Genomic DNA, 24518 nt, shown 5'->3' on the forward strand with positions numbered 1-24518 from the left:
TAAGACTGAGTACCAACGGGTTACGGGTCAGTGGCTCGGCAAGACGCTAGCGACGAATTCTTCGGTATCGGTGGCGGACTGCGTCAGGACCGTGAAGTGAGTGGCCGACGGGTAGACCCGAAGTCGGCTGTCGGTCCCACCCTGTTGGAGTTGTTGTTGCAGTGCCAGAGTCGTGGGTATGGGCTGCAACGTGTCCGCGGCACCTTGCAGAATCAGCACCGGTTGGCGATAGCCGCTCGCCGGGACCGCGAGGTAGTCGATCAAGGCCGCTGTGATCGCCGGATCGGAGAGTGGCCGGGAGAACATCTCCCCGATGGGCTGACCCGCCGCAGCCTCCTCGAGTGAGTCCTTGCAATCGATTTCGGCTTGGGCGATGTCCACCAGGTGTCGGCCCAGCGGGCTGAGATAGTCGGTGAGACGCAACTCGGGACGGCTGTGATCCAGCCCGGCCAGCACCATGATCAGCCGGGTCCTGAACCCGTCGAGCACCGACAGTTCCGGTAGGCCCGGTTGGGCCAGCGCACTGATGATCTGTTCGACATTGCTGGTCGGGGCGTAGGCCACGGTGCCGTGCAGATCGAGTTCGGGGGCATAGGTCGGCGACAAATGCGCGGCGAACAGCACCGAATGCCCGCCGATGGAATGCCCGACCAGTACATAGGATTCGGACAGTGCCGGATCCACCGCGTGCCCGGCTCGGACGATGTCGAGGACCGCGTGGCCATCCGCGCGTCCGGCGAGATAGTTGTAGAAGCCCGGTGCGCCGAGTCCGATGTAGTCCGTGGCTTCGACCGCGTATCCCTGGGACAGATAGTGCGTCAGTTCGGGTCGTTCGTTGAACGTATCGGCCATGCCGCCGGTCAGATTGGGCGCACAGCCCTGGGCGATACCGCTGGTGCCGTGCGCCCAGGACACCACTTTCCACCCGCCGGGCGGGGCGGTTCCGGCGGGCAGGAAGATGTTGCCGCCGCTTATCTGCGGCTCACCATTCTGCCCGGTGGTGCGGTAGATGACCCGATAGCTTTGGGCCGCACCGGGAATCAGCTCGGCTGCGGTCAGTGGCTGGGACGACACGATCGTGCCCGGTCCGCTCGATGTCACCGGCTGCGCCGCGGCCAGCGCGGGAACCGCCGTCGTTGCCACGGCGACCAGCGCCGCGAGAGCCATGCCTCGCATGGGAACTCCTTGTTGGAGAGAGATATTCAACTGTGAAGGTGGATAGAGGTCGGCGATGCAGCGGATCCGGTCAGCGACCGGCCGCGTAGCCCTGCATCCCACGGGGATTGGCCGCCGCGGACAGCACGCCCGTGCCGGGATCACGGGCCACGGCGCAGACGCGGCCTTCGGACCACGGCTCACCCACGGTGATCCGATGCCCACGCCTGCGCAGTTCGGCAATGACGTCATCGCCGATGCGCGATTCCACCCCCACGCCACCGGGATTCATCGCGTGCGGATAGAACGAGCCCGGGAAGCTGTCCTGATGCCAATTCGGCGCGTCGATGGCGCCCTGGAGATCCCAGCCGCCACGCACCGTCCCGCGCAGGGCCACCGCCAGGAAGAAGTGCAGGCTCCACTGATCCTGCTGGTCCCCGCCCGGGGTGCCGAACGCGAGCACCGGTTCACCATCGCGCAGCGCCAGCGACGGGCTCAGCGTGGTGCGCGGGCGGCGGCCGGGAACAAGCGAATTCGGCAGACCCGGTTCGAGCCAGGCCATCTGCAAGCGGGTGCCGAGGGGGAATCCCAGCTCTGGCACAACGGGATTGGATTGCAGCCAGCCACCGCTCGGCGTGGCGGCGACCATATTGCCCCAGCGGTCCACGACATCGATGTGGCAGGTGTCCCCGCGGGTCGCACCGGTGCGCGACACCGTGGGTTCCCCGGCTCCGAGTGGAATCGATTCCGCGACAGCGTGAGTGGCGTGCTTGCCGAGGACGGGAACGCGCCCGTCCGGCGAACCGGGCCGCAGCTGATGCGAAGCCTCCGGCCCGATCAGATCCCGGCGGGTGGCGCTGTAGGCCGGGTCGAGCAGTGCATCCAGGGTGATATCCGCGCTATCGCCGTACCAGGCTTCCCGATCGGCCATCGCGAGTTTCGAGCCCTCGATGAGCGCGTGGTAGTAGTCGGGTGTGCCGTACTCGAGCTCCTCGGGCAGCAGGGCGAGCTGTTGCAGGAAGACCGGACCCTGGCTCCACAGCCCGGGCTTGGCGATGGTCCATCCGTTCCAGGTGTAGGTGGCCGGATCCTCGTACGTCGCACGGTAATTGACCAGATCCGCGCCGGTGAGGGTGCCCGCGTGCCGCTGCCCCGAGGTATCCATGGCCGGATTCGCGGCGGAGGCGACCAGCGCCTCGGCGATGAAACCCTCGCGCCATACCCGCCGCGCGGCCTCGATCTGACCGTCGCGGTCCGTGCTCGCGGCTTCCGCCTCGGCGATCACGCGCCGCCAGGTCTGCGCCAGCACCGGGTTTTTCAGCAATTCCCCTGGCGCGGGTGGCTTTTCGCCGGGCAGGTACACCGGCGCGGACGTGGTCCATTCGCTCTCGAACAGGCCTTGCAGCGCCGAGATGGTGGCCGACACATTCTCGACCACGGGATGACCTGCCTCAGCATATCCGATGGCGTATTCCAGCACTCGCGCCAGCGATTTGCTGCCGTGGTCCCGCAGCAGCACCATCCAGGCATCGAAAGCTCCGGGCACCGCCGCGGCCAGCGGGCCGGTGCCCGGCACCATATCGAGGCCGAGGCCGGTGTAATGCTCGATCGTCGCGCCCGCCGGTGCGGGGCCCTGCCCGCACAACACTTTCGGTGACTGTCCGGCCGGGGCAAGGATGATCGGCACTTCACCGGCCGGGCCATTGAGATGCGGTTCGACCACATGGAGCACGAAGGCTCCGGCCACGGCTGCGTCGAAGGCATTGCCGCCGTCCTCGAGCACCGCCATCGCGGTCGCCGAGACCAGCCAGTGCGTGGAGGAGGCCATGCCGAATGTGCCCTGCAAGGTGGGGCGGGTAGTGAACGCGGTCATGTGCGCATCCTTCAGTTGCCGGTGTGATCGAGGATTTCCCGCGCGGCGCGCTGCCCCGATTCGATGGCGCCGTCGATGTATCCGGCCCAGCGGGTCGCGGTTTCGGTGCCGGCCCAGTGCAGTGGGCCGACCGGGCGGCGCAGCTCGGAACCGAAGCGGGTCAGCGTCATCGGGGTCGCGAACGCGCCGTAGCAGCCGAGGGTGTAGGGCTCGGCGGCCCAGTCCTGCTCGATGTAGTGGACCGGGTGGCGTGCCTTGGGGCCGAAATAGGCTGCCAGATCGTTCAGTACCAGTTCGCGACGCTCTTTCAGGGTCAGGCGTGCGGCGGCCTGAGCGTGACCGGCCTCCAGGAAACCCACCAGCACAGCGGGTTCGGCGTCCGGCGGGCTCGCGTCGAAGACGGTGCCGAGCGCGCGCAGATCACTGTTGGCTTGGCCGGACAATCCCTGTGCCCGCCAGAACGCCTCGTCATAGACGACATTGACCTTGATCGTCCAGCCCATCGGCAACCGTTGCAGCAGTTGGGTTCGCGCGGCGGGAAGGCCCGGGGAGAAGCGGATTCGCGACAGCAACGGAGGGGGCACCGCGAGGATCACATGCCGGGCTCGCCACTGCCGATTTCCTGCTCGCACAACAGCTTCGGTATCACTCCAGTCGATCTCGGTGACCGGAGCGTCGAGAACGACGCTGTCGCCGAGCTTTTCGGCCATGGTGATGGATAATCCCTGCGTGCCGCCGACCAGGCGGTCCTGTTGCGCGCCACCGGTCGTATTGATCAGCGCGTCGACGCCGCCGGCGGAGTTGATGTAGAACTGCGCCCACAGTGCCGACATCTCCTCGGGCTCGGCGCACCACACCGCATTGGTCACCAGGCGGAAGAACGCGCGACCGGTCGCGGTGTGCGCATGCTTTTCCAGCCAGGTGCCGAACGTCTGGCCATCGAGTGCGGCGGCGCGCGGGGCCGTCCACGGCGCATCCACCGGAACCTGTCGTGCGGCCCGGTCCAGTCGCAGCTGGGTGAGGCCGATATCGGCCAGTACCAACGGATTCAGCCGGGGTATGCGCCCTTGATAGCGGGTGATCCGCCCGCCGAATTCGCCCAGGTGCACGCCTGAATCATGGGTGGGATAGGTGTCGAATCCCAGTTCGGTTGCCAACCCCAGCACCCGATCCTGGCCGGGGCCGACCCACATGCCGCCCACTTCGACATACGAATCACCGCCCGGGACTTCGACATTGAGCGTGCGCCCGCCCACGCGATCGCGTGCCTCGAGCACGACCACCTCGTGCCCGGCCGCGGTGAGCGCGCGTGCGGCCGTCAGCCCGGCGGCCCCCGCTCCGATAACGATGACATCTTTGAGCTCTACCATTTGGCATACACCTTGCATCTCAAATACACGATGTATGTGAGAGTACTATTGCCGATGTGGCTGTCAAGGGACTACGCGCTGAATACGCCGAAGCGACACGATCGGCCCTGCTCGAGGCAGGGCGGCGGTTGTTCATCGAACGGCACTACACCGAGCTGTCCGCGGAGGAGATCGCCCGCGCGGCCCGCCTGACCCGAGGCGCGCTCTACCACCACTTCGGCGGCAAACAGGGCTTGTTCGAAGCGGTCTTCGAGGAAATCGAACAGGAACTGACCGTGCGCCTCACCGCCGCACTCACCGGCGGCGACCCCTGGCAGGACGGACTGCGCGCACTGGACGCGTTCCTGGATGAATGCACCAGCGTCCCGTATCAGCGGATCGTTCTCCAGGAGGGTCCGGTCGCACTGGGGTGGGCACGCTGGCGTGAACTCGACGAGCGGCACATGCTCGGCCTGGTCCGCGGTCTCGTCGACGAGCTGACCAAAGCCGGGGTCTTCCCGCCGCGTTCGCCGGATCTACTCGTACGCGCGATCTACGGCGCGCTCACCGAGATGGCTTGGGGCATAGCCGAATCGGCCGACACCGCGCTGGCGCGTCACGACGCCGGACTCATTGCCCTGGACATGATCAGCTCACTGCGCCTGAAGAACTCGTGAAATGACCAGCACCTGGCCATCGCGGCGGTGAAGTCAGTGCTTCCCTTGGGAATTGGCGCGCCCGAATCCCTCGCGCTGGGATCTCACGATGTCCAAGCCTGGGTGTCGGGCCTGTAATTCGGCGGCGATATCGTCCAGCGATATCGGGCGCAGCCAACGCTCGGAAATGGTCATCGGGTAGCCGGTGGTGAACCTGCCGACCGGGCCGTACACCCAACGGGACCAACGGCTTCCGGGGAATTTCCGGGTCGGCTGGACCGGCTCTATGGCCAGATATCTCGCGCCGTAGGCGGTGATCAGATGGACGCGGGATATGTCGGCGAGTGGAATCCGGCCGAATGGATTGAACGTCACCGCCTGATCGTCCACGACCAGATCGGGTGCGGGACGGACGATGTGCTGCAATCCGAGCAGCAGCGCGAGTGTTCCGGCAATGATCGGCGCGAGCACCGGAAACGTCAGCGGCGAGCCGGTGCTGGTCGTCATCAGCAACAATAGTCCGCCCGCGATCGCCATCACGCCAAGCACCACTATTTCGGCCCAGCGCACCCAGGACGATCGGAAGATAGTCGATGCTGCCGAAGGTTCCTGACGCTGATCCACGCCGTCGAGAGTAACGCCCATCATTGAGGCTTCCCGGGCGCGGGTTCATTGGAATCTCGTTGGTGGACCATTGGTCCGGCTGTGCATGCTCAGCGAGCCCTTTGGTTCTCAAATCGCTCGGAGCAGAACATGAGCCGCAAGATTCTCGGCGGTGCCATTCTGGCGCTGACCATTACCGCCAGCACCGCCGTCACCGCACTCCCGCACATTGCCGCGCCCGCCGCCGCGGAGTCCGGCTGCGCGGACGAGAAGCTGCCGGTGTACGGCTACGACCACTTCAAGAACATCTTCCCGAACAGCCCCGTGAGCGCGCTTGTCGCCCTGAACGATCAATTCGACAGGGTCCAGCGCGCGGTCTTCTGCCTCACCAATGTCGAACGTGCCAATGCCGGTGTCCCCGCATTGAAATGGAGCGACGACCTGTCCACCAGCGCCGCCGTTTTCGCCCGCCACGCCGAGGGCCGTCAATGGTGGACCGATGGCGCGAACTTCCACGACGACCCGGATCTCGCGGGTGTCCCGGTCAACACCCAGGTCCAGCGCCGCGTGCAATCCAACAACCCCTGCACTTACTACAAAGGCGACGGCCACGACGTCAACCGCTGGTCCGAAAACCTCTACGCAGGTTGGGATTCCACCGATTTCACCACGCCCCAGGCCGCCGTTACCTGGTGGATGAACAGCCCCACCCACCGCGCGAACATCCTGGACCGCAACGTCACCAAACTCGGCGTAGGCGTCCGTGCCGGCGCGGCCCGCCCCGGCATTGACCCCGCCAAGACCGCGGGCACCTTCGTCCAGCAGTTCGCCGGTTGCAGCTGACCTGATCCCGTTGCAGCCCTTGGTCCCCTCGCACGGTTCGCGGCTACGGTGGACGTGATCGTGTTCGCCCAACCGTGCGAAGGTGGTACCGAATGCTGGACTACGGCCTCGACCTATCCGAGGTGAACCGCGATATCGCGCTACCCGACCTGGTAATCGAAGGCCGGGAACTGGATGACCTGGTCTCCTCGCACTCCGACTGGACCCTGCCCACCCCGGCCGCGGGATGGACGATAGCTCACCAGATCGCCCATCTCGCCGCCGCCGACGCGAATGTCCTGATCGCCCTGCGTGACCCGCAAGCCTTCGACGCCGAGCTCAAACGCGCCGATGCCGACGGACCCGACCACGCCGATCTGGTCGCCGACGCAGGGGCGGCGCTACCGAGTTCAGACCTGTTGCGACAGTGGCGCACCGGCCGAACCGAGCTGGCCGCAGCCCTCGCCGAGATCCCTCTGACCCACGAATTCCCTTGGTACGGCTCTCAATTGACCCCGCAACTCATGGTGCCCCTGCGCCTCATGGAAACCTGGGCCCACGGCCAAGACATCTACGACACCCTCGGCGCCACCCACGCCCCGACCACTCGCCTCCGCCACGTGGCCGCCCTGGGCGTCGCAGGCATACCCCTATCCTTCTATGCCGCCCAACTACCCACTCCCCCAAACCCATTCCGAGTGGAGCTGACCGCCCCCACCGGTGAAACCTGGACCTGGGGCCCCGATGACGCCCGGCAACGCGTCCACGGCAGCGCCCTCGACTTCTGCCTCCGAGTCACCCACCGCAGACCTCTCTCCGCCACCGCTCTCACCGCCACCGGTCCCGACGCCCAACAGTGGCTCGAAATCGCCCGGGTGTTCCTGTGAGACGTCCTGAGTGGTCACGCATGCTTTTCCGACAATTGACGGGGACCAAGGTCGAGATCGTAGATCTGATTCTGGCGGAACCTTTCGACGGGATCGATCCGTCAGGGAATCCTATTCTCTCGTCCGAGCGTACGACCGTGTCGGATCCGCAAGAGCGCCAGCGAATTCAGCAGTTTCTGGATGGCGGCGCGCCGATCCTGTGGGCACGTGCCAAATCTCTCGATCTGGTCGATCGGAGCCAGGGCAGAGCTGTTCCGACGATTTTCCGATCCGATGGACAGTGGATTTGGCCAATGGGGATCGGGTACTACCTTCTGGAGTACGACGTGCCGCCGCAGACGAAATTTCTCCAGCACATCCGGGATTGCGGTTATGTAGCAACGGTTCCCGATATGCCACGGATCAAACAGGCGATAAAACTGCTGAACGAGATCAGTCGTTCCGAGTCGAAAAGAAGAGCTCGATAAGAGTCAACCGATCCGGTATCGCATCGACTACCAAGGAGCTTTGCCATGTCTGCCGAGCCATTCGAGGTCAGCATCACCGAAGCCGAGATCGCCGACCTGCGTGAACGATTGCGACGGACACGGTGGCCCGAGCCCGAGCCGGTGGACGACTGGTCACAGGGTGTCCCGCTGGCGTACGCACGGGAGCTGTGCCGCAGCTGGGCCGAGGATTACGACTTCGGATTCGCCAAGCGGCTGAACGCCTTCCCGCAGTTCCGCGACACAATCGACGGGCTGGGCATCCATTTCCTGCACGTCCGCTCGCCGGAACCGGACGCGTTCCCGCTCGTGCTCACGCACGGATGGCCGGGTTCGGTACTCGAGTTCCTGGAGGTCCTCGGCCCGCTGACCGACCCGCGCGCGCACGGCGGCGACCCGGCGGACGCGTTCCATGTGGTCGCACCGTCATTGCCCGGATACGGCTGGAGCGACAAGCCGTCCACGACCGGATGGGGTGTCACCCGCACCGCGCGCGCCTGGGACACGCTGATGGTTTCGCTGGGCTACCCACGCTACGGAGCGCAGGGCGGTGATTGGGGCTCAGCGGTGTCCGGCGCGCTGGGCGAGGTGGCACCTGAGCGGGTAGTCGGCGTGCACCTGAACCTGGGATCGGTGGCAGCGGGCACGTTCGACGACCCGACACCGGCGGAGCTCGCGAATCTGAAGTCCGAGAGGGAATTTCAGCGCACCGGCCGGGGATACTCGGCAATCCAGGGGACCCGGCCGCAGACACTCGGCTACGGCCTCACCGACTCCCCCGCGGGACAGGCCGCCTGGATCGCCGAGAAGTTCTGGGCGTGGACCGACAACAACGGCCACCCCGAAGACGCGGTGTCGCGACAAACCATCCTCGACGAAATCTCGGTCTATTGGTTCACCGCATCGGCCACATCCTCAGCCCGCCTGTACTGGGAGAGCTTCGCCAAGTTCCGAGACAAGGTAACCGCCCCCTCCGGCCTATCGATCTACCCACGCGACATCACCCGCCCGTCCCGGCGTGAAGCCGAACTGCGCTTCACCGACCTGCGCTGGTTCCAGGAACTACCGCACGGCGGCCACTTCGCCGCCCTTGAACAACCGGAGTCTCTGGTCGACCAGGTACGCGGCTTCTTCCGCCTATTCCGATGATCGGCTTGACCTGAACATTGGTTTAGGTAGCAGGATTGGTTTCATGATCTTGGTAACCGGAGCGACAGGCAAGGTCGGCCGTGCGGCCGTCAACCAACTACACGAGGCGGGAGTCGGTGTGCGTGCACTGGTTCGCCGGCCGGAGGCGGTGGATTTGCCGCCGGGGGTCGAGGTCGTTCGGGGGGATTTGTCGGACCCGGGCAGTCTTGATGCCGCGCTGGCGGGAGTGCAGGCGGTGTTCCTGGTGTGGCCGACGCTGGAGGCGGATTCGGTTGCGCCGAAGGTGATTGGGCGGCTGGCCGCGCAGGTGCGTCACATCGTGTACCTCTCCGCCAGGGGTGCGGATGAGCGGGTTGGTGCGGTGTTGGGGTCGCACGGCTATCTCGAACGGCTCATTCGGGAATCGGGGGTGGACTGGACCTTCGTGCGTGCGGGTGGGTTCGCGGGTAACGACCTCGGTTGGGCGGAGTCGATTCGCACGGAAGGTGTTGTGCGCGAACACTACGACCAATGGGCCAGGTCGGTGATCCACGAGCGGGATATTGCCGCGGTGGGTGTGGGGGCGCTGCTCGAGGGGCGGACCGGCACGGTTTATGACGTGACCGGACCCGAGTTGCTGACCGCCCCGCAGCGGGCTCGGGTTATCGCTGACGCGCTCGGGGTTCCGGTGCGGTTCGAGAAGATGCCCAGGGAGCAGATGCGGGCGTCGATGACCGCGTGGATGCCGGCCGAGGAGGTGGACAAGGCGCTGCTGGAGATGGACGAGCTGACCGCACGGCCGGAACCGGTGCTGGCCACCGTCGCCGAGGTCACCGGCGCACCCGCACACACCTATCGGGAGTGGGTCAACGACCACCTTGCCGATTTCCGCTGACCGCCAACCGAGGCGGTTTGATGCGACGACAGGCAGGGTCAACGATCAATGGGCCGAGATCGATTTCGATAATTGGTCGGTGCGGCGTCGCGTAGATTCGAATTGTGGTGGCGTACTTGGAGTTCCCGGCGAGTTTGTCGACCGAGCGCCTTCGACTCAGGCGGTGGCGTCCCGCGGACGCGGAGGCGCACCGGGCCTTGTGGGCGGAGCGCGATGTGCGGGCCGTGCACAGGATCGACGCGGACGGGCGGCCGACGATCGAGGACATGCGGGAATGGCTGCGGGCCAATCCCCTTGGTGGCGACCCTGGCCTGGGGCTCCTTCCCATCGAGCGTCGCGACACCGGTGAGTTCATCGGGTACTGCGGTCTGATCGTCGGCCAAGCCTCGTATGACGAACCCGAGATCGCCTACGAGCTTGCCCGGCGAGCACACGGGAATGGGTACGCCACCGAGGCCGGCCGGGCGGTCGTGGAGGCTGCCGCCCAGACGGGGCGGCGGCGATTGTGGGCGACAGTCCGGGAATGGAACACCCCATCCTTCCGAGTCCTGGACAAACTCGGCTTCGAGTCCAGCGGCCGAGTCGACCCGAATCCCGAACGCGGGGACTCGATCTGGATGACACGGGAGCTCGACCCGCCATCCCTGTAGACGCATGGCATGCCGGTGCGATCGTCTGCGTTACGTCCCAGCGACGCGCTCAGAGGAAAGCCTCCAGCGCAGCTTCGCAGAAGGCGATGTCGACCGCGTCTTCGGCGATGAACCGGTCTGCCTCGATCAGTAGCGCCAGTGCCCGGTCTGTCACGTCCGTGCGCACGTATTGGTCGAGCTCGTGACATGCCATGCCCTCCCAGATGAGTTCCCGAGCCCTGTCGCGAGGTTCATGGTCGCGAATGTCCCGCCACACGATGTCCAGTCGCGCGGTCGCCCCCAGCTCATCGAAGATTCCGAGTCGCCATGAGCGTCCGATCACTCCGCAGACCGCACTCCAGAACTCCAACGGCGGCAGTTCGCCCAGGTCCCGCTCCGACTGCACTCGCAAGTGCCGGACGGCGTCGTCGACACTCGGGCGCCAGATCGCGGGCATGGCGGCCAATGCGAGGGCGGCGGGCCATTGGCCACCCAGTGCCACAGTGGGTTTGGCGATATCCATCCAGTCCACATTGTCGAAATGGATCCCGAACTGCGGATCGGTCAGGGAGTGAACCACTTGCGCCAGACCAGATCTCACCACCGGCCGGAGCGTAGCAGCGGCACGTTCTCCGACCTGAATCCGGGCGAATGACGAGCACCGGATCCCTGGTTCTGGCCGTGCGTACCCACCGATACTCATCGAGCAACCGCCCGAAACGGCTGAACAGGTCGGAGATTTCGAGTCGGTCGGCGATCAACGTTTCCATTACAGGACGCTCATGTGGTTTCCGTAACGACCATGCAGGGCGTCTTTTGCGGCGTCGGCGACGAGCTGACGGCTGTCCTGTGAGCAGCGGCGGAGAAACGCCTGTACGCGAGGCCCGGACCAGCCAGCCGCCGCGACGGCCGGCCAATACGGCAGGGACCTATGGTTGAGATCGTCGAAGTGGGCCTCGGCGTAATCGAGTACTTCTGCGACCGCGGTGTCGGGGAAGTCCAGTCGCAGCATCGCCACCGCGCGCACCGCGCCGTCGGCGAGAAGTTCGACATCTTGTCGCAGGCACCACAGGGCAGGAGTCGGGTCGTTGTCGGTCTCACGACCGATGCGGACAATCGCGTCACCGAGGGCAGCGTTGACCGCAAACGCGGAACGCGGCTGCAGCGCAAGTCTTTTCAACACGTCGATGTCGTCTCGGCCACCGGTCATCCCCAGCGCCATGATCAATTGGTATTGCGTCTCCCAGGTGCGCCGATCCAGCATTTCACGTTCGAGCGCGGTGCGGATCGGGGCCGCGGTTGCCGGGTCCGCCAGCGCGCGAAGCCTTTTGGCGCCGCGTCGTCGTCGCGCTGAGAGCGGGTCTGTCAGTAGCGCCAATGCCTCATCGCGCGTCAGTGTCATCCATTCGGCCTAACCGTGTTTGCTGCGTAGTCGATCCATCGCGCATGGTTCCACGTCCCACCGACAGGGAAACTCGCCCCGCAGGGTGCGGGTACTGAATGGCTCTCAGGTGGTGCGGGTTTCGAGGGTTTCGGCGATCTCGGTGAGGATGTCGGTGGCCGCGGTGGTGTGTTGCGGTGTCCACGATTGCCGGAGGTCGCGGGTGAGGTCGTCGAGACGTCGCAGGAAGTCCGTTGCGAGTGTGCGGCCGGTGTCGGTGAGTTCGATCATGCTGACGCGGGCGTCGTGGTCGCCGGGGCGGCGGGCGAGCAGGCCGCGAGTGGCGGCACGGTCGACGAGGTGGCTGACATTGGATCGGTCGCAGTGTAGCAGCCCGGCGAGTTCTCCGATTGAACGCGGAGTTAGTGCGTAGCAGAGGAGTTCGGCCTGTTGCGGGGTGAGTCCGGCTTCGCGGCTCGCGGTGCTGAAGCTGTTGTTGAGCGCGACTCGCAATCGCCCCAACGCTTGGGGGACCGAGAGTGCCGCGGGCGCCGGAACATCGCTCATGGCGTCATTCTATCCAGATTGGGTGACAGCATCACGCATTTACGTGATATCGTCACTCATTATTAGGTGATGACATCACCCAATCTGGATGGCGGCGACCTTGCCGGTAGCGACAAGCGCCAGCCGACCTCCGCGTGCCGATTCAGGAGAAGGCAATGATTCGAGCCCAGCGTCCGACCGCCGCGTCCAAAATCGTTCAGCTGGAACGGAATCCGTCACCGTGGAGGACAGGGGGCATCGTCTTCGCGGGCGCCGCGATCACCGATCTCCTCATCTACGGCATTGCCGAGCTCGCGGGAGCCGACATGGTTGTCACGCCCCACGGAGGCCGGACCATGACCATCGGGATCGGTGTAATCGTCGGGGCGTTGTTCGCTGCCATCGGAATCGCCACTCTTGTTCTGGCGCTCCTCGCCAAGCGCGGAGACTCGGTCAGGCGGTTACTCGCCGCGGGAGGACTTGCCGCGGGTCTCCTCAGCATCATCCTCGTGCTCACGGCCGAAGCAACGGTCGAGACCAAGATCGCGTTGGCATCGATGCATACCGTGGCCGGGCTGATCTGGTTCGCCGCGTTGTGGCTACCCGCCGCACGATCGCGTATCGGTCGAAAATAAACGGGGCGTTGGTATCTCAGCGTTGCGGGCTCAGCGCGCGCGGGTATCGATCGCCGTCGTTATGCCGAGAAGGTCGAGGTTGGGTGCCTGATCGGGGTTGCCGGGCCACCCGGTGACAGTTAGTTCCCCCGGCGCGACGATGTTCAGGACTTCGCGCATCGTGGCGACGATGTGGGTGGTGAGGTCACGGTAAGCGCTGATACGCGCCGGCCACCCTTGGAATCGGGTCCAGCTATGGCCGCGTTGCGGTGGACCCCATCCGTCGAGCAGCAACCAGTGTTCATTGTCCGGCGTCAGCTGATGAGGCGGTGCGAGGTAGTCATTTCCCACCAATTCGCACGCCAAGAAGTGGTCGGACATGAGGAAGGCGATCCAGCGGTTCTCGCCGGCCTCGATCGCGATGTTGGACCAAGCGGGCATACGCGCCAGCACCGAGGCCAGGGCCGGCGAAAACCGTTGCCAGTCATCGTCATTCCGCAGTTCGGTCATAGCCCGCCGCCTTGCTGCTCGGCTCGGATCCAGGGCAGGACCTCGTTGTCGTAATGGTCCTCACGCTTTTGATACTCGGGACTCAGCAGGTGGAGGCCCACCATGCTGTCTCCCCGCGTGTTCAGGCGGACGACCACGTTCGGCAGGTCCCACCTGATCACCGGTTCGCCCCCGGGAGTTCTGGTGGTCGGCTCGCCGAGTTCGTCGAGCATGAAGATACCCAGTGCGGCAAAGAGATCCAGCACGGTGTCCGGGTCATTCGGCTCGCCGGTCATCGCCGCGTCAAGAACAACAACGCTGAGGTACTCGAGCTCATCCTGACTCGTGTACACCGACGCAGTCGGATTCGTGACGTCCAAGTCGGTGGCCAGAGTCGCTCCGTACGCGGAGCGGCGCGTCACCGTCCAGCCGGTAACCGCGCAGAGCCGGTCCAAATCCGAAGCCGTCCAAGACCAATCGAGCCGCACCGCGGCACGAACAAAATCCCGGACCCGGGAAGCACTGGATCGCACCACGTGACACTAGCGGCAAAGGCGGGGCGCCGCGATGGCCTCCCACCGGGAACAAGAAGGGCGGTGGGAGGCCATCGGGCACGGCGAGCCGGGTCTCGGAGCTCGCCGTGGCCGGGACCGAGGGGCATTCCGGCGGCCGGACATCGCCCGATGCCGGGCAGGGCGCGGGGATGATGGCGCGACGGGATGAAGACGGTTCGGTCCCGGCCCGCGATCGCGGTGATGTGGAGCACCGCGAGCGCGAGATATATTCGGCTACAACGCAAGCCGAAGAACTAGGGGCGGTCGGCGTACGCCGAGTGCGTGCCGAAGGTGCGGTGGCCGTAGACCAGTGGGGCGGCGCGGCGGGTTTCGGCGGCGGTTACCTCACCCAGCAGCAGGATGTGGTCCCCGGCGTCGATGGCTTGGTGCAGGTGGCAGACCAGCCAGCCGGGAGCCTCGGACAGGCGCGGTAGATCGTTGTCGAATTGCCAAGGGACGTCGGCGAATCGGTCCGCACCGCGCTGGGCGAAGGTGATCGCTATGCGGTCGTGACCGGAGGCCAGCACATTGACGCCGAAGCGTTCGGTGCTCAGGATCGCGGGCAGCAGCCCCGAGCGGTGGTCCAGAGCGACGCTGATCATCGGCGGGGCCAGGGACAGCGAGGCGAAAGAACTCACCGTGACACCGAACGGGATGTGATTGTCGGTGGTGGTGACGACGGTAACCGGGCCGCAGACACCGGCCATGAGATCGCGGAAAGTACTCTCCGACAGCATGTTCGATCCGATCAGGTGAAGTTCTTGGTGGCCTTCTCGCCGGTAGCACGGCCCAGCAGAACCTGTCCGGCCTGGGCGAGCATGCCGTCCTCGTCGATGGTGAGATGCCCCAGGATCACTTCCACATCGCGCAGGAAATGCTGGGTGGGGTCCTGGGTCCGATAGATCGCCGCGCCGGAACCGCGCACGGCGGTCTGGATGGCGTCCCACGCCAGGCGGCCTACCGAGAGGCAGTCGAGTTTGATGTTCGCGCGCATCTCATCGCTCATGGAGGCGCGGGAGGCGGCGTTGACCTCGATGGTTTCGCGAACGGCGCGGTCGAGCGTGGCCTCGGCGGTTCGAAGTTGGGAAACCGTTCGCGCGTAACGCAATTGACCGGCGTCGGTATCGCCGGTGATACGGGAACCGAAGGCTTCGCGGCGGGTGTCCAGACGATCGCGGTAGTCCTGGACCACCGCTTGCGCCGCGCCCAGCAGCAGTGCGGGCAGCAGGAACACCAGCAGATCGCGAATGTCGTAGGAGTACAACGGTTCCGGGTAGAGACCGGCGGCGGGATTGTCCCGGGAGAGCCAATCGTGGAGTTCGAGGCTGAAATCCTCGGCGACGAATTCGCCGTCCACGATGACGTTATTGCTGCCGGTCCCCTTCATTCCGGCCATATCCCAGGTGTCGGGCACCTCCACCGCGGAGCGCGGCAGCAGGAACAGCCGCAGCTCATCCTCGCCTTCGATCTTGGCGGCCAGCTGCACCCAGTTCGCATTGAGCACACCCGAGCAATACGCCCAGCGCCCGGAGAGCTCGAATCCGCCCTCCACGCGCACGGCCCGGCCGGGCGGATTCGCCGCGACCGCCACCAAATGCGGTCCGGGCGTTGCGAATACCTTCCGCTGAGTCTGCTCGGGCCACCGGGCCAGCATCCAGCCGTGCGCGATGAAGAACGACAGCGTCCAGGCCGCCGACGGATCGCCCTGCGCCAAAACCCTGAGCACGTCGACGAATTCGCGCGGTCCCGCGCCCGCGCCGCCGAGCGCCTCGGGCAGCAGCAGTCCGAACAACTCTTCGCTATCGCGCACGGTGGCATCGGGCAGTCGGCGCAGTTCCTCGGTCTCGGTGATGCGCCCGCGCAGCACCGGGACGAGCTGCCGCGCCCGCGCCACCAGCGGATGCCCCGCGCTGAGCTGAGGCTCCAATACGTCTTGCATGACTCTCCCGTCGAAAGATGGCGCTGACCCGAACTCCCCCGTCGGTCCGCCGCCGTAACTGTGATGCACCCCCATGAGACACCACAGATGTGCGCAACGTCAACCAAGTTTCGAAAGTTCATTAAATATGCGCGTCTGCGAGATCGGCTACAGTACGCACATGTCCAAGGTGAAAGGCGCAGGCTCACGTGCCGATACGGTGACCGCGGCGATCCGTGCGGACATCCTGGCCGGGCGTCTGACTCCCGGGCAGCGACTGACCTTCCCCGAGCTGGGCGCCGCGCACGCGGTGAGCGTCGGCGTGCTGCGCGAAGCGCTGGCGCGCCTGGTCGAGCAGGGCATCGTCACCACGGTGAGCAATCAGGGCTTCAGCGTCATCGCCCTGTCCGCCCGCGATTTCGCCGAGCTCACCCAGGTCCGCACGCTCATCGAACCGCAGTTCATTCGCGTCTCGGTGCTCGCGGGATCCACCCGGTGGGAATCGGAAGTCGTTGCTGCCCATCATGTTCTGCAACGGACCCCGTACTTCGCCGAGGACGGCACGGCATTCAGCCCGGCCTGGAATACCGCGCACACCGATTTCCATATGACCCTGCTGGCCGGATGCAGCAACGTCTACATGCACGACGGCACCGCGCGCCTGCGCGATGTGTCCGCGCTGTACCGGCGCTGGTCCCCCATCCGCAGCCCCGCCGATGAGGCGTTGGCGCGCATCACCGCCGAGCACCGCGACCTGATGGACGCGGCGCTGGCCCATGACGCCGACCGCGCGGAAACGCTACTGCGCGAACATATTCAACGCGCGGCCGACGAGATCGTCATCGCACGGGAACTGCCCGCGCCGTCCGCGACCGCGCACGGATGATCAGGGCAGACCCGCCGATCAGCGCAAGGGCTGCCGCGCCGAGCACATAGCCCGGCGCGGTGAATCGCTCCAGTCCGAGCGCATGATCGAGGGAGTAGCGCCCGGGCCCGGCGAGCCCGGCTCCGAAAGCGGTGAGCCCGTACAGCAGCGCGAGCTCGCAACCACCTTTGCTGGCCCACAACCCATTTCCCGCCGTCATCGCGACCGCGACCACCATGGTGCCCACGATCAGCGCGGTCCCGGCGGCGGTGAACAGCCCGGCCGCGAACAGCGCCGCACCGAGCACCTCGGTCGCACCGGCGACAACAGCCAGCAACGGTCCCGGCCCCAGGCCCCATTTCTCGAACAAGGCGCCGGTACCCCGCGGCCCGGAGCCGGAGAACCACCCGAAAAGCTTCTGGCACCCGTGGCCCGCGATGAGCACAGCCAGTGCCACCCGTAGAAACAGCAGTCCCGCATCCATTGTCAGCGTCCTTCCGCGAGGCCGTACGCGGCGGCCCCATTGAGATCGAGAATCGCGGCCTTCTCCGCCGCCGTGAGTTGTTCGGCATCGCGCACCAGGTCGACAGCGACGGTCGCCGGTTCACGCGGAGTGTCGCTGCCGAGCACCAGCCGATCCAGTCCGAGCGAATCACGCAGCGTGCCGAATAGATACGGGTCCTCGATGAGGCTGGTGTCGTACCAGAACGTGCGCAGCTGCTTCAGCACACCGCCGAGTTCGGCGTGCAATTCGGGATTGGTGGCACGAAGGCCGCGATCCCACCGCCCGAACAGATAGGGAATCGTCCCGCCGGTGATCCCGCCGATCACCCGGATATTCGGAAACCGCAAGGGCACCTTGGCCGCAACGAGTCGGCACAGCGCGATCGCCATCTCGGTCGGCCCGCAGAACGCGGGGGTGAGCATGAAGTCGGCCGATCCTGGGGCCATCTGCGGCGTCGCGCCCGGATGCAGGAACACGGTGGCCGCACGCTCGTCCAATGCCGCCCAGACATCGTCGAACTCGGGCGCGTCGAGGGGCCGTCCGGCGACCGAGCACCCCAGATTCACGCCGCGGAAACCACATTCGTCGAAACAGAAATCGATCTCGGCGAGCGTGGCGGGGATATGCGGCAGCGGAAGGCTCCCGAACGCGCCCAATCGACCCGCTCCGGCAGCGACGGCCTCGCGCATCATCTCGTTGGCGAATCGGGTGCCGGTGATTCCCGAGCCCGCGTCGGGAAAGTAGGGCTGCACCGCGCCCACGCTCATGACGGTGAGATCGATTCCGGCGCTATTCATTTCGCCGATCCACTGATCTATGAACGCGGCGTCGCCCGCGGCGAACTGCCGCTGGGCCGAGGCGGTGAGATGTGCGCCGTAGTGAGCGAAGGACTCCACCCGCGCACGGGCATCGAGCGAGTCCATCGTGTCGAAGAAGCGCGGTGGGAGGTAGTGACTATGAACATCTATGCGCATAGTCGCGAAGGATACGCACATTCAGCAAACATTCGAAAGTATTCACAAAGCATGCCCAGCTCCGGGCCATCCGCACAGATGTGCGAGGATTGACCCGTATCCGATCGGAAGGTACTGATCCGCAGTGAACATGGGCCTGGTTTTGGGCGACCGCCGCTTCCGCGCTACGGCACAGGAGCACGTCGCGTCGCCGCACTTCATTCGAAGGTAGCCACGCCCTGCTCCCCGCCGAAGCGTCGTCGGCCATCGACACCTTCGACCCGTACGGGAGCCACACATGTCCACGATCAGCTGGACCGAGAACGACACCGTCCACACCGCCCGCTGGCATTCGGAGAACGGAACTCCCGCCGCGGCGCACATCGTCGTGATCGACGATCGCACCACGGCGAACCATGCCCTGCGCCTGGCCCGTTCCGGCACGGGACTGCTCTGGCGGGGCGACTTCCACAATGCCCGGCATCTGCTGCGCGCCATGGATCGCCGCCTCGCGCGGAAGTCCCCCTCGGCCGCAAAGCATGTCGACCTGGGCGCGATTTTTCACGCGCAGCGCGAAGCCCGATCGCACCGAGCCACACTGCTGGGAAGCGTGCTGATCGAGCTCGAGGGCGATCGCTCGATTCAACTGGGCCGGGCGCCCGATGTGCACGCGGCATACGAGCACGCCTACGGGGAAGTGCCGGCGGAGTCCGCCGAAACCCCCAGCGGGACAACGGTTATCTCACTCCCCGAACTGCTCGGCGTCATGAGCGCATACGAATGGCATCGCAAAGGAATCGATATCGGCGCCGTCGGTGGCCGCCTGCACCCCGCCTACGGCGTCTTCGCCCCCACCCGCGACGAGTACATCGATCTCCTTGCGGCCGTTCCCTTTCCGGTCGATGACCCGCTGATTTTCGATATCGGCACCGGCACCGGAGTGCTCGCCGCGGTCCTGGCGCGACGCGGCGCACGACGGATCCTCGCGACCGACCTGAACCCGCGCGCGGTGCGCTGTGCGCGCGAGAATATCCGCCTGCTCGGCCTCGACGACCGCGTCCACGTGACGAAAGCCGACCTGTGGCCCGATGACACCACTCGCGCGGACCTGATCGTCTGCAACCCGCCCTGGCTGCCCGGAATCCCCACGTCGGCATTGGAATTGGGCATCTACGACGCCGCCTCCGAGATGCTCAACCGCTTCCTCGGCGAACTCGCCGAGCATCTCACCGCGCAGGGCGAAGGCTGGCTCATCCTGTCGGATCTGGCCGAACACCTGGGCCTGCGCACCCGCGAGGAGTTGCTCGCGCGCATCGCCGCAGCCGGACTCGAGGTGCTCGGCACCGACGAGACCGCACCGCGCCACTCCCGTGCGGCCGATGGCACCGACCCGCTGCATGCCGCCCGTGCTCGCGAGCGCACCATGCTGTGGCGACTGGCCCCGCAACGCTGAACCGGGCCGGCTGGAACCATCGGTCCAGGCCTGGAACCGATGGTCCGGCAACCGGTGCCAACTCAGGAACCCCCGGTCACCTCGGCCGGGGCATCGAGTGCACGTGCGGTATCGCGCACCAGCGTCCGGAACCACTGATGCCCGGAATCGAAGGTGTGCACCGAATGCCACCACAGCGCTTCGTTGATCGGCCCGGCGTCGAACGGGCACGGGATCACCCGCAGCGTGGGCGGCAGGTCGATCGCGCGCGTGAGCCGCTGCTGGATGATCGCGATCCGATCGGTGCCCGCCACCAGCAACGGCAGGGCCACAAAGCGATCGATGACCGCGCGCGGCCGTATTTGCACACCGCGCTCGGCGAGTCTGCGCATCATGAAGGTCGGCTCGCCGGGCTCGTATTGCCCGAGCACCCAGTGCAATTCGGGTAGCTGTTCGGTGGTGGGTGGATGCTGCGCGATCGGATTGTCTCGATCGACCAGCGCCACCCACGCATCGGAGAACAGCTGCAAACTGGGCACCCCGAGCGGAAACGCACCGTGTGGCGCGATCAATCCGTCCTCCGATCGCGCCGAGGCATCGGAGTGCAGTTCGTTCGGTTTGACGAACTGCCGCAACCGCAGCGAGGCACGCGGTGCCTGCGCCTCGAAGGCCGAAAGCAGGCTCGGCCCGAGCACCGCCACCAGATAGTCCGAGACGGTGAGTACGAATTCGCGATCCGAGGTGGCCGGGTCGAACTGGGATTTGGTGTCGAACAACCGGTCCGAGAGCTGCATGACACCGCCCGCCTGCTCACGCAATTGCGTGCCGAGCGGCGTCAATTCGTAGTGGTTGCCGACCCGCGCGAGCAGATCGTCGTCGAAGTGCCGCCGCAACCGGGCGAGCATGGCGCTGGCCGCGGGCTGGCTCACCCCGATCCGCGCGGCGGCCCGGCTGACATGGCGTTCCTCGAGCAGCGCATGCAGTGCGATCAGCAGATTCAGATCCGGGCGAGCAGACATCAAGTCAGGGTATCAGCCGTGGTGATAGCCGGATACAAATCAATGATTTCACGAATAACCCCAGCTCAATAACACTGGATTGCATGGTTGACATCACCGCCGTGCTCGATGGCGTGCACGGACCGGTTCTCTATGCCGTGTTCGCCGCCTTGACCCTGCTGCTCTTCTGGATACCGACCGGGATGATCATTCCGGGCGAACCCTTCTTCGTCCTGGCCGGAATTCTCGCCGCGAGCGGCCAGGTCTCGCTGCCCCTGGTGCTGATCGTCATCATCGCCAGCGCAATCGTCAGCCCGATCGGCGCGTACGCCGCAGGGCGACGATTCGACGGCTGGATCTCCAGCCGTCCCGCGGACTCCAAATTCCGCCGCCTGCTGACCAAGGGCGAGGCGGCACTGCGCCGCCACGGCGCACCCGCGGCCGCCTTCGCCTGCTGGATCCCATTCCTGCGCACCACGATTCCACTGATGATCGGCGCCTCGCGCTATTCCTTCGCGCGCTTCGTGGCGTTCAGTGCCACCGGCACCACGCTCTGGAGCGCACTGTTCATCATCGGCGGCTACTTCGCCGGGCCGTTCTTCCAGAAGTTCGCGATCTACGTCGGCATGGGCCTGCTCATCCTGCTGGTGCCGCTGATCCTGTTCAAACTCATCCGCCGCATCGTGCGCGGACCCGCCGCGAAGCAGACGGCGCAATGACCCTGCCTGGTCACCGGAGGCATTCCGGCCCAACCACATCCATCGAGAGGATTCCCATGACGAGCAATCCAGCGACCGCGTACACGCGCGCCCTGCTGATCGACGGCACCGGCAAACCCGCACTCCCCGCCGCCACCATCGTGGTCGCCGACGGCGAGATCATTGCCGCGGGAACCGATGTCCGGATACCGGATGACGCGACGATCGTGGATCTGAACGGCAGGACGGTGCTACCCGGATTGATCGACGCGCATGTGCACCTGGGCGGGCTGGGTTTCGGCAATACACCCGCGTTCGGCGGCCGCGCAGCCACCGACGATTACGCCGCGGCGCGCGCGGGCGCGCTCCAGCACGGCGTCACCACCGAACGCAGCCTGGGCGACTTTCTCACCGACAGCCTCGCCGTACGCGATGAGATCAACCGCGGTGAACTGAGCGGTCCACGAATTCTCACCAGCGGCCCGAGCTTTCAAGTCGAAGGCGGGCATCCGAACGGCAGCGTCTGGTTCAACGACCCGGTCGCGTTGCGCGAAGCGGCTCGGGTGCCCAAGACCGCAGCCGAGGCCAAGTACGCGGTCGACGAATTGGCCGATGCCGGTGTCGATCTCATCAAAATCATCATCTCCAACAACGCGATATTCGGCCCGCCGCGCCCCGAGCTGAAGATGCCGTGGGAAATCACCGACGCCATCATCGACGCCGCGCACGCACGCGCCCTGCGCGTGGTCACCCATACCGAAACGCTCGAGGACGCTCTGCGGGCGGTGCGCGCGGGGTCGGACGATATCGAACACCTACTGATGCGCGCACCGGAACCCTTGGACCCCGGCGCTTTCGACGAACTCTTCGAGCTGATGGCCGATCGCGGGGCGTACCTGGTCGCCACCATGGTCGCCCATCAGCACCAGTCCACACCCGAAACCGACGCTCGCACACTGCGATACGGCAATCAGCTGGTCAAGCGCGCCTACGACAGCGGCGTGACACTCGGCGTCGGCTCGGACGCGCATTCGGCGGGCATGCACGGTTGGGCACTGCGCAATGAACTGGTGATGATGGTGCACGATCAGGGCATTCCCGCCGCCGACGCGCTCGTCGCGGCGACCCGGACCAATGCCGAACTGCTGGGCCGGGCCGACACGATCGGCACCGTCGAACACGGAAAACGCGCCGACCTGCTGATCATCGACGGCGACCCGATCGCCGACATCACGGTCTTGGCCGATATCCACCAGGTCCTGCGCGACGGCGTCGTCGTTGTCGACAACGCGTCCCGATAGCTCGAAAGGAGCAGCCATGACAGCGCGAACCCACCGCGGCACAGAGTCGACCATCATTACCGAAACCCATAACGGCGAACAGTTCGATGTGGTCTACAAACCCGCGCGCCGCCCACCGGATCTCGGCGACGGCGGCGATGACGAATTCGCGGGCAACGGCTACCTGGGCTACTGCCCGCCTTTCAACACCCGAAGCTACCTGGCCGCGCCGGGAATTCGGTGCGATCAGGACCAGCCGGTGACCCTGCGCGACGGCACGGTCATCTACACCGACATCTACCGTCCCGATACCGATGTGCCGGTCCCGGTCATCATCTCCTGGAGCTATTTCGGCAAGCGCCCCGGTGACGGCTTGACCCAATGGGACGTCAAAGGCGTTCCGCCCGAAACGATCTCGCTGCTGGCCAAATTCGAATCAGCCGATCCGGGCTACTGGTGCCACGTCGGATACGCGGTCGCGAACGTCGACCCGCGCGGTATTGGGCACTCGCAGGGCAATATCAACTTCCACGGCTCCCAGGACGCCCGCGACGGGTACGACTTCGTCGAGTGGCTGGCCGAACAACCCTGGTGCAACGGCAAAGTCGGGATGGCGGGCAACTCGGGCGTCGCGGTCACCCAGTGGGCGATCGCCGCGCAGCAACCACCACACCTGGCCTGTATCGCACCGTGGGAGGGCACCTCGGATATTTTCACCGAGGCCATGTACGAGGGCGGCGTCCCGGGTCTGACCTTCCATTCGGCTCTCGTTGGGTTTCTGACCGGGCCGGGCTTGGTCGAGGACATCGGCGAAATGGGCCGCCGCTACCCATTTCTCAATAACTACTGGCGGGACAAGATCCCCGATCTGACCAAGATCCAGGTGCCCGCCTACATCACCGCCTCCTGGAGTCATTTCCATCTGCACGGCGCGTTCGAGGGATTTCGGCAGGTGAGCGATGAGCGCAAATGGATACGCGCACATCGGGATTTCGAATGGTCCGATATGTACTCCCCGCACAATATCGAGGATCTGCGCCGATTCTTCGACCGCTACCTCAAGGGCATCCATAACGGCTGGGAGCTGACCCCGCACGTGCGGCTCGAAGTCATGGACGCGCTGGACTGCGATTTCCAGGTCAATCGCCCCGAGAACGAATTCCCGCTCGCGCGAACGCGATACGAGAAGCTGTACCTCGATGCCGCGACCGGTTCCCTGCACCCCGACCCGGTGGCCGCGCAATCGAGCATCGCCTACGACGGGGTCGAGGGAGTCGCCACCTTCGATATGACTTTCCCCGCCGATACCGAGCTGACCGGGTATTCGACCCTGCGGTTGTATGTGGAGGCCGACGGCCATGACGAGATGGATCTGTTCGTCAATATCCAAAAGCTCAGCACCACGGGCGAATGGATCCCGACCAACGTGGTGGACCTGCCGCATCCCGGTGCGTGGGGCAAACTCCGCGTCTCCCGCCGTGCACTGGACGCGGCCAAATCCACCGACTACCACCCGGTGCTCACGCACGCGGGCGAGGAGAAACTGGCTCCGGGTCAGATCGTGGCGGTCGACGTCCCCATCTGGCCCACGAGCCGAATCTGGCACGCGGGCCAGCGTATTCGCGTCCAGATCGCCGGGCACTATATCCGCGGCGAATGGTTCGAACCGCTCACCTGGCAGACCGACAACGCCGGACGACACATTCTGCACACCGGCGGTGAGCATCAGGCCTATCTCCAGATCCCGGTGATTCCACCGAAATTCACCGATGCGGGCCACACCTACCGCTAGTCCCGAACACC

The 24518-nt window shown here is 65.7% G+C and carries 27 protein-coding genes; 13 read left to right on the forward strand and 14 right to left on the reverse strand.

Features of this window, described 5'->3' with window-relative positions; translation table 11 throughout:
• Positions 1–27: 27 nt before the first annotated feature.
• The 3 genes from ACFVUS_RS24405 to ACFVUS_RS24415 form a co-directional block, all read right to left on the reverse strand.
• Positions 28–1176: an alpha/beta fold hydrolase gene (locus tag ACFVUS_RS24405; protein ID WP_387770691.1), complete on the reverse strand. Its 1149-nt coding sequence runs from the start codon at positions 1174–1176 to the stop codon at positions 28–30.
• 70 nt (positions 1177–1246) lie between these two features.
• Positions 1247–3028: a gamma-glutamyltransferase family protein gene (locus ACFVUS_RS24410; protein WP_387770694.1), complete on the reverse strand. Its 1782-nt coding sequence runs from the start codon at positions 3026–3028 to the stop codon at positions 1247–1249.
• 11 nt (positions 3029–3039) lie between these two features.
• Entirely contained in the window at positions 3040–4398 is a 1359-nt protein-coding gene (locus ACFVUS_RS24415) for a flavin monoamine oxidase family protein (RefSeq protein WP_387770697.1), read from the reverse strand.
• A gap of 56 nt (positions 4399–4454) precedes the next feature.
• On the opposite strand from ACFVUS_RS24415, the gene ACFVUS_RS24420 reads away from it, so the two are divergent.
• A complete protein-coding gene (locus tag ACFVUS_RS24420) occupies positions 4455–5054 on the forward strand; it encodes a TetR/AcrR family transcriptional regulator (RefSeq protein WP_387770700.1) in 600 nt (199 codons plus the stop codon).
• A 33-nt stretch (positions 5055–5087) separates the two neighbouring features.
• Here the strand turns inward: ACFVUS_RS24420 and ACFVUS_RS24425 are convergent, their stop codons facing one another.
• Positions 5088–5540 carry a hypothetical protein gene (locus tag ACFVUS_RS24425; RefSeq protein ID WP_387770703.1) on the reverse strand — a complete coding sequence of 151 codons (453 nt, stop codon included), beginning with the start codon at positions 5538–5540 and terminating at the stop codon, positions 5088–5090.
• 246 nt (positions 5541–5786) lie between these two features.
• Between ACFVUS_RS24425 and ACFVUS_RS24430 the strand changes: the two genes are divergently transcribed.
• From ACFVUS_RS24430 to ACFVUS_RS24455, 6 genes are all read left to right on the forward strand, one after another.
• Positions 5787–6479: a CAP domain-containing protein gene (locus ACFVUS_RS24430; protein ID WP_387770706.1), complete on the forward strand. Its 693-nt coding sequence runs from the start codon at positions 5787–5789 to the stop codon at positions 6477–6479.
• Positions 6480–6571: 92 nt separating this feature from the next.
• Positions 6572–7345, forward strand: a complete 774-nt coding sequence (locus ACFVUS_RS24435) for a TIGR03084 family metal-binding protein (protein WP_387770709.1) — start codon at positions 6572–6574, stop codon at positions 7343–7345.
• Complete coding sequence (locus ACFVUS_RS24440; protein ID WP_387770712.1) at positions 7342–7812, forward strand: hypothetical protein; 471 nt, start codon at positions 7342–7344, stop codon at positions 7810–7812. Before ACFVUS_RS24435 ends, ACFVUS_RS24440 begins: the two co-directional genes overlap by 4 nt.
• A gap of 45 nt (positions 7813–7857) precedes the next feature.
• A complete protein-coding gene (locus ACFVUS_RS24445) occupies positions 7858–8979 on the forward strand; it encodes an epoxide hydrolase family protein (protein WP_387770715.1) in 1122 nt (373 codons plus the stop codon).
• 43 nt (positions 8980–9022) lie between these two features.
• Positions 9023–9853 (forward strand): SDR family oxidoreductase, encoded by an 831-nt coding sequence (locus ACFVUS_RS24450; protein WP_387770718.1) that lies wholly within the window; start codon positions 9023–9025, stop codon positions 9851–9853.
• 107 nt (positions 9854–9960) lie between these two features.
• A complete protein-coding gene (locus ACFVUS_RS24455) occupies positions 9961–10503 on the forward strand; it encodes a GNAT family N-acetyltransferase (protein WP_387774666.1) in 543 nt (180 codons plus the stop codon).
• 49 nt (positions 10504–10552) lie between these two features.
• On the opposite strand, the gene ACFVUS_RS24460 is transcribed toward ACFVUS_RS24455, so the two are convergent.
• From ACFVUS_RS24460 to ACFVUS_RS24470, 3 genes are all read right to left on the reverse strand, one after another.
• Complete coding sequence (locus tag ACFVUS_RS24460; protein WP_387770721.1) at positions 10553–11086, reverse strand: hypothetical protein; 534 nt, start codon at positions 11084–11086, stop codon at positions 10553–10555.
• A gap of 165 nt (positions 11087–11251) precedes the next feature.
• Entirely contained in the window at positions 11252–11884 is a 633-nt protein-coding gene (locus tag ACFVUS_RS24465) for a hypothetical protein (protein ID WP_387770724.1), read from the reverse strand.
• A 105-nt stretch (positions 11885–11989) separates the two neighbouring features.
• The gene (locus ACFVUS_RS24470; RefSeq protein WP_387770727.1) at positions 11990–12430 is read right to left on the reverse strand and encodes a MarR family winged helix-turn-helix transcriptional regulator; all 441 of its coding nucleotides are present in this window, start codon (positions 12428–12430) and stop codon (positions 11990–11992) included.
• Between the two features lie 155 nt (positions 12431–12585).
• On the opposite strand from ACFVUS_RS24470, the gene ACFVUS_RS24475 reads away from it, so the two are divergent.
• Positions 12586–13044: a DUF6069 family protein gene (locus ACFVUS_RS24475; RefSeq protein WP_387770730.1), complete on the forward strand. Its 459-nt coding sequence runs from the start codon at positions 12586–12588 to the stop codon at positions 13042–13044.
• 30 nt (positions 13045–13074) lie between these two features.
• Here the strand turns inward: ACFVUS_RS24475 and ACFVUS_RS24480 are convergent, their stop codons facing one another.
• From ACFVUS_RS24480 to ACFVUS_RS24495, 4 genes are all read right to left on the reverse strand, one after another.
• A complete protein-coding gene (locus ACFVUS_RS24480; RefSeq protein WP_387770733.1) occupies positions 13075–13533 on the reverse strand; it encodes a hypothetical protein in 459 nt (152 codons plus the stop codon).
• The gene (locus ACFVUS_RS24485; RefSeq protein ID WP_387770736.1) at positions 13530–14045 is read right to left on the reverse strand and encodes a DUF6301 family protein; all 516 of its coding nucleotides are present in this window, start codon (positions 14043–14045) and stop codon (positions 13530–13532) included. Before ACFVUS_RS24485 ends, ACFVUS_RS24480 begins: the two co-directional genes overlap by 4 nt.
• A gap of 275 nt (positions 14046–14320) precedes the next feature.
• Positions 14321–14803 (reverse strand): flavin reductase family protein, encoded by a 483-nt coding sequence (locus tag ACFVUS_RS24490; RefSeq protein ID WP_387770739.1) that lies wholly within the window; start codon positions 14801–14803, stop codon positions 14321–14323.
• Positions 14804–14814: 11 nt separating this feature from the next.
• Positions 14815–16005 carry a hypothetical protein gene (locus ACFVUS_RS24495; protein ID WP_387770742.1) on the reverse strand — a complete coding sequence of 397 codons (1191 nt, stop codon included), beginning with the start codon at positions 16003–16005 and terminating at the stop codon, positions 14815–14817.
• Positions 16006–16165: 160 nt separating this feature from the next.
• Here ACFVUS_RS24495 and ACFVUS_RS24500 point away from each other — a divergent pair, with 160 nt between their 5' ends.
• Positions 16166–16870: a GntR family transcriptional regulator gene (locus ACFVUS_RS24500; RefSeq protein WP_387770745.1), complete on the forward strand. Its 705-nt coding sequence runs from the start codon at positions 16166–16168 to the stop codon at positions 16868–16870.
• Here ACFVUS_RS24500 and ACFVUS_RS24505 read toward each other — a convergent pair.
• Both ACFVUS_RS24505 and ACFVUS_RS24510 read right to left on the reverse strand, forming a co-directional pair.
• Positions 16824–17333, reverse strand: coding sequence for a DoxX family protein (locus tag ACFVUS_RS24505; protein WP_387770748.1), 510 nt, complete (start codon positions 17331–17333; stop codon positions 16824–16826). The two genes, ACFVUS_RS24500 and ACFVUS_RS24505, sit on opposite strands and share 47 nt — an antisense overlap.
• Positions 17334–17335: 2 nt before the next feature.
• Positions 17336–18328, reverse strand: a complete 993-nt coding sequence (locus ACFVUS_RS24510) for an amidohydrolase family protein (protein WP_387770751.1) — start codon at positions 18326–18328, stop codon at positions 17336–17338.
• A 277-nt stretch (positions 18329–18605) separates the two neighbouring features.
• Here ACFVUS_RS24510 and ACFVUS_RS24515 point away from each other — a divergent pair, with 277 nt between their 5' ends.
• On the forward strand, positions 18606–19760 hold the full coding sequence (locus tag ACFVUS_RS24515) for a methyltransferase (protein ID WP_387770754.1): 1155 nt from the start codon (positions 18606–18608) through the stop codon (positions 19758–19760).
• Positions 19761–19822: 62 nt separating this feature from the next.
• Here ACFVUS_RS24515 and ACFVUS_RS24520 read toward each other — a convergent pair whose 3' ends face one another.
• Entirely contained in the window at positions 19823–20758 is a 936-nt protein-coding gene (locus ACFVUS_RS24520; protein ID WP_387770757.1) for a LysR family transcriptional regulator, read from the reverse strand.
• An 83-nt stretch (positions 20759–20841) separates the two neighbouring features.
• Between ACFVUS_RS24520 and ACFVUS_RS24525 the strand changes: the two genes are divergently transcribed.
• The 3 genes from ACFVUS_RS24525 to ACFVUS_RS24535 are packed head-to-tail and all read left to right on the forward strand — an operon-like array spanning position 20842 to position 24507.
• Positions 20842–21456: a DedA family protein gene (locus tag ACFVUS_RS24525; RefSeq protein WP_387770760.1), complete on the forward strand. Its 615-nt coding sequence runs from the start codon at positions 20842–20844 to the stop codon at positions 21454–21456.
• A 56-nt stretch (positions 21457–21512) separates the two neighbouring features.
• Positions 21513–22736, forward strand: coding sequence for an amidohydrolase family protein (locus ACFVUS_RS24530; protein WP_387770762.1), 1224 nt, complete (start codon positions 21513–21515; stop codon positions 22734–22736).
• A gap of 16 nt (positions 22737–22752) precedes the next feature.
• Positions 22753–24507 carry a CocE/NonD family hydrolase gene (locus ACFVUS_RS24535; RefSeq protein WP_387770765.1) on the forward strand — a complete coding sequence of 585 codons (1755 nt, stop codon included), beginning with the start codon at positions 22753–22755 and terminating at the stop codon, positions 24505–24507.
• The last annotated feature ends 11 nt before the right edge of the window (positions 24508–24518 follow it).

This window comes from Nocardia sp. NPDC058058 (assembly GCF_042885355.1).
Classification (GTDB): domain Bacteria; phylum Actinomycetota; class Actinomycetes; order Mycobacteriales; family Mycobacteriaceae; genus Nocardia.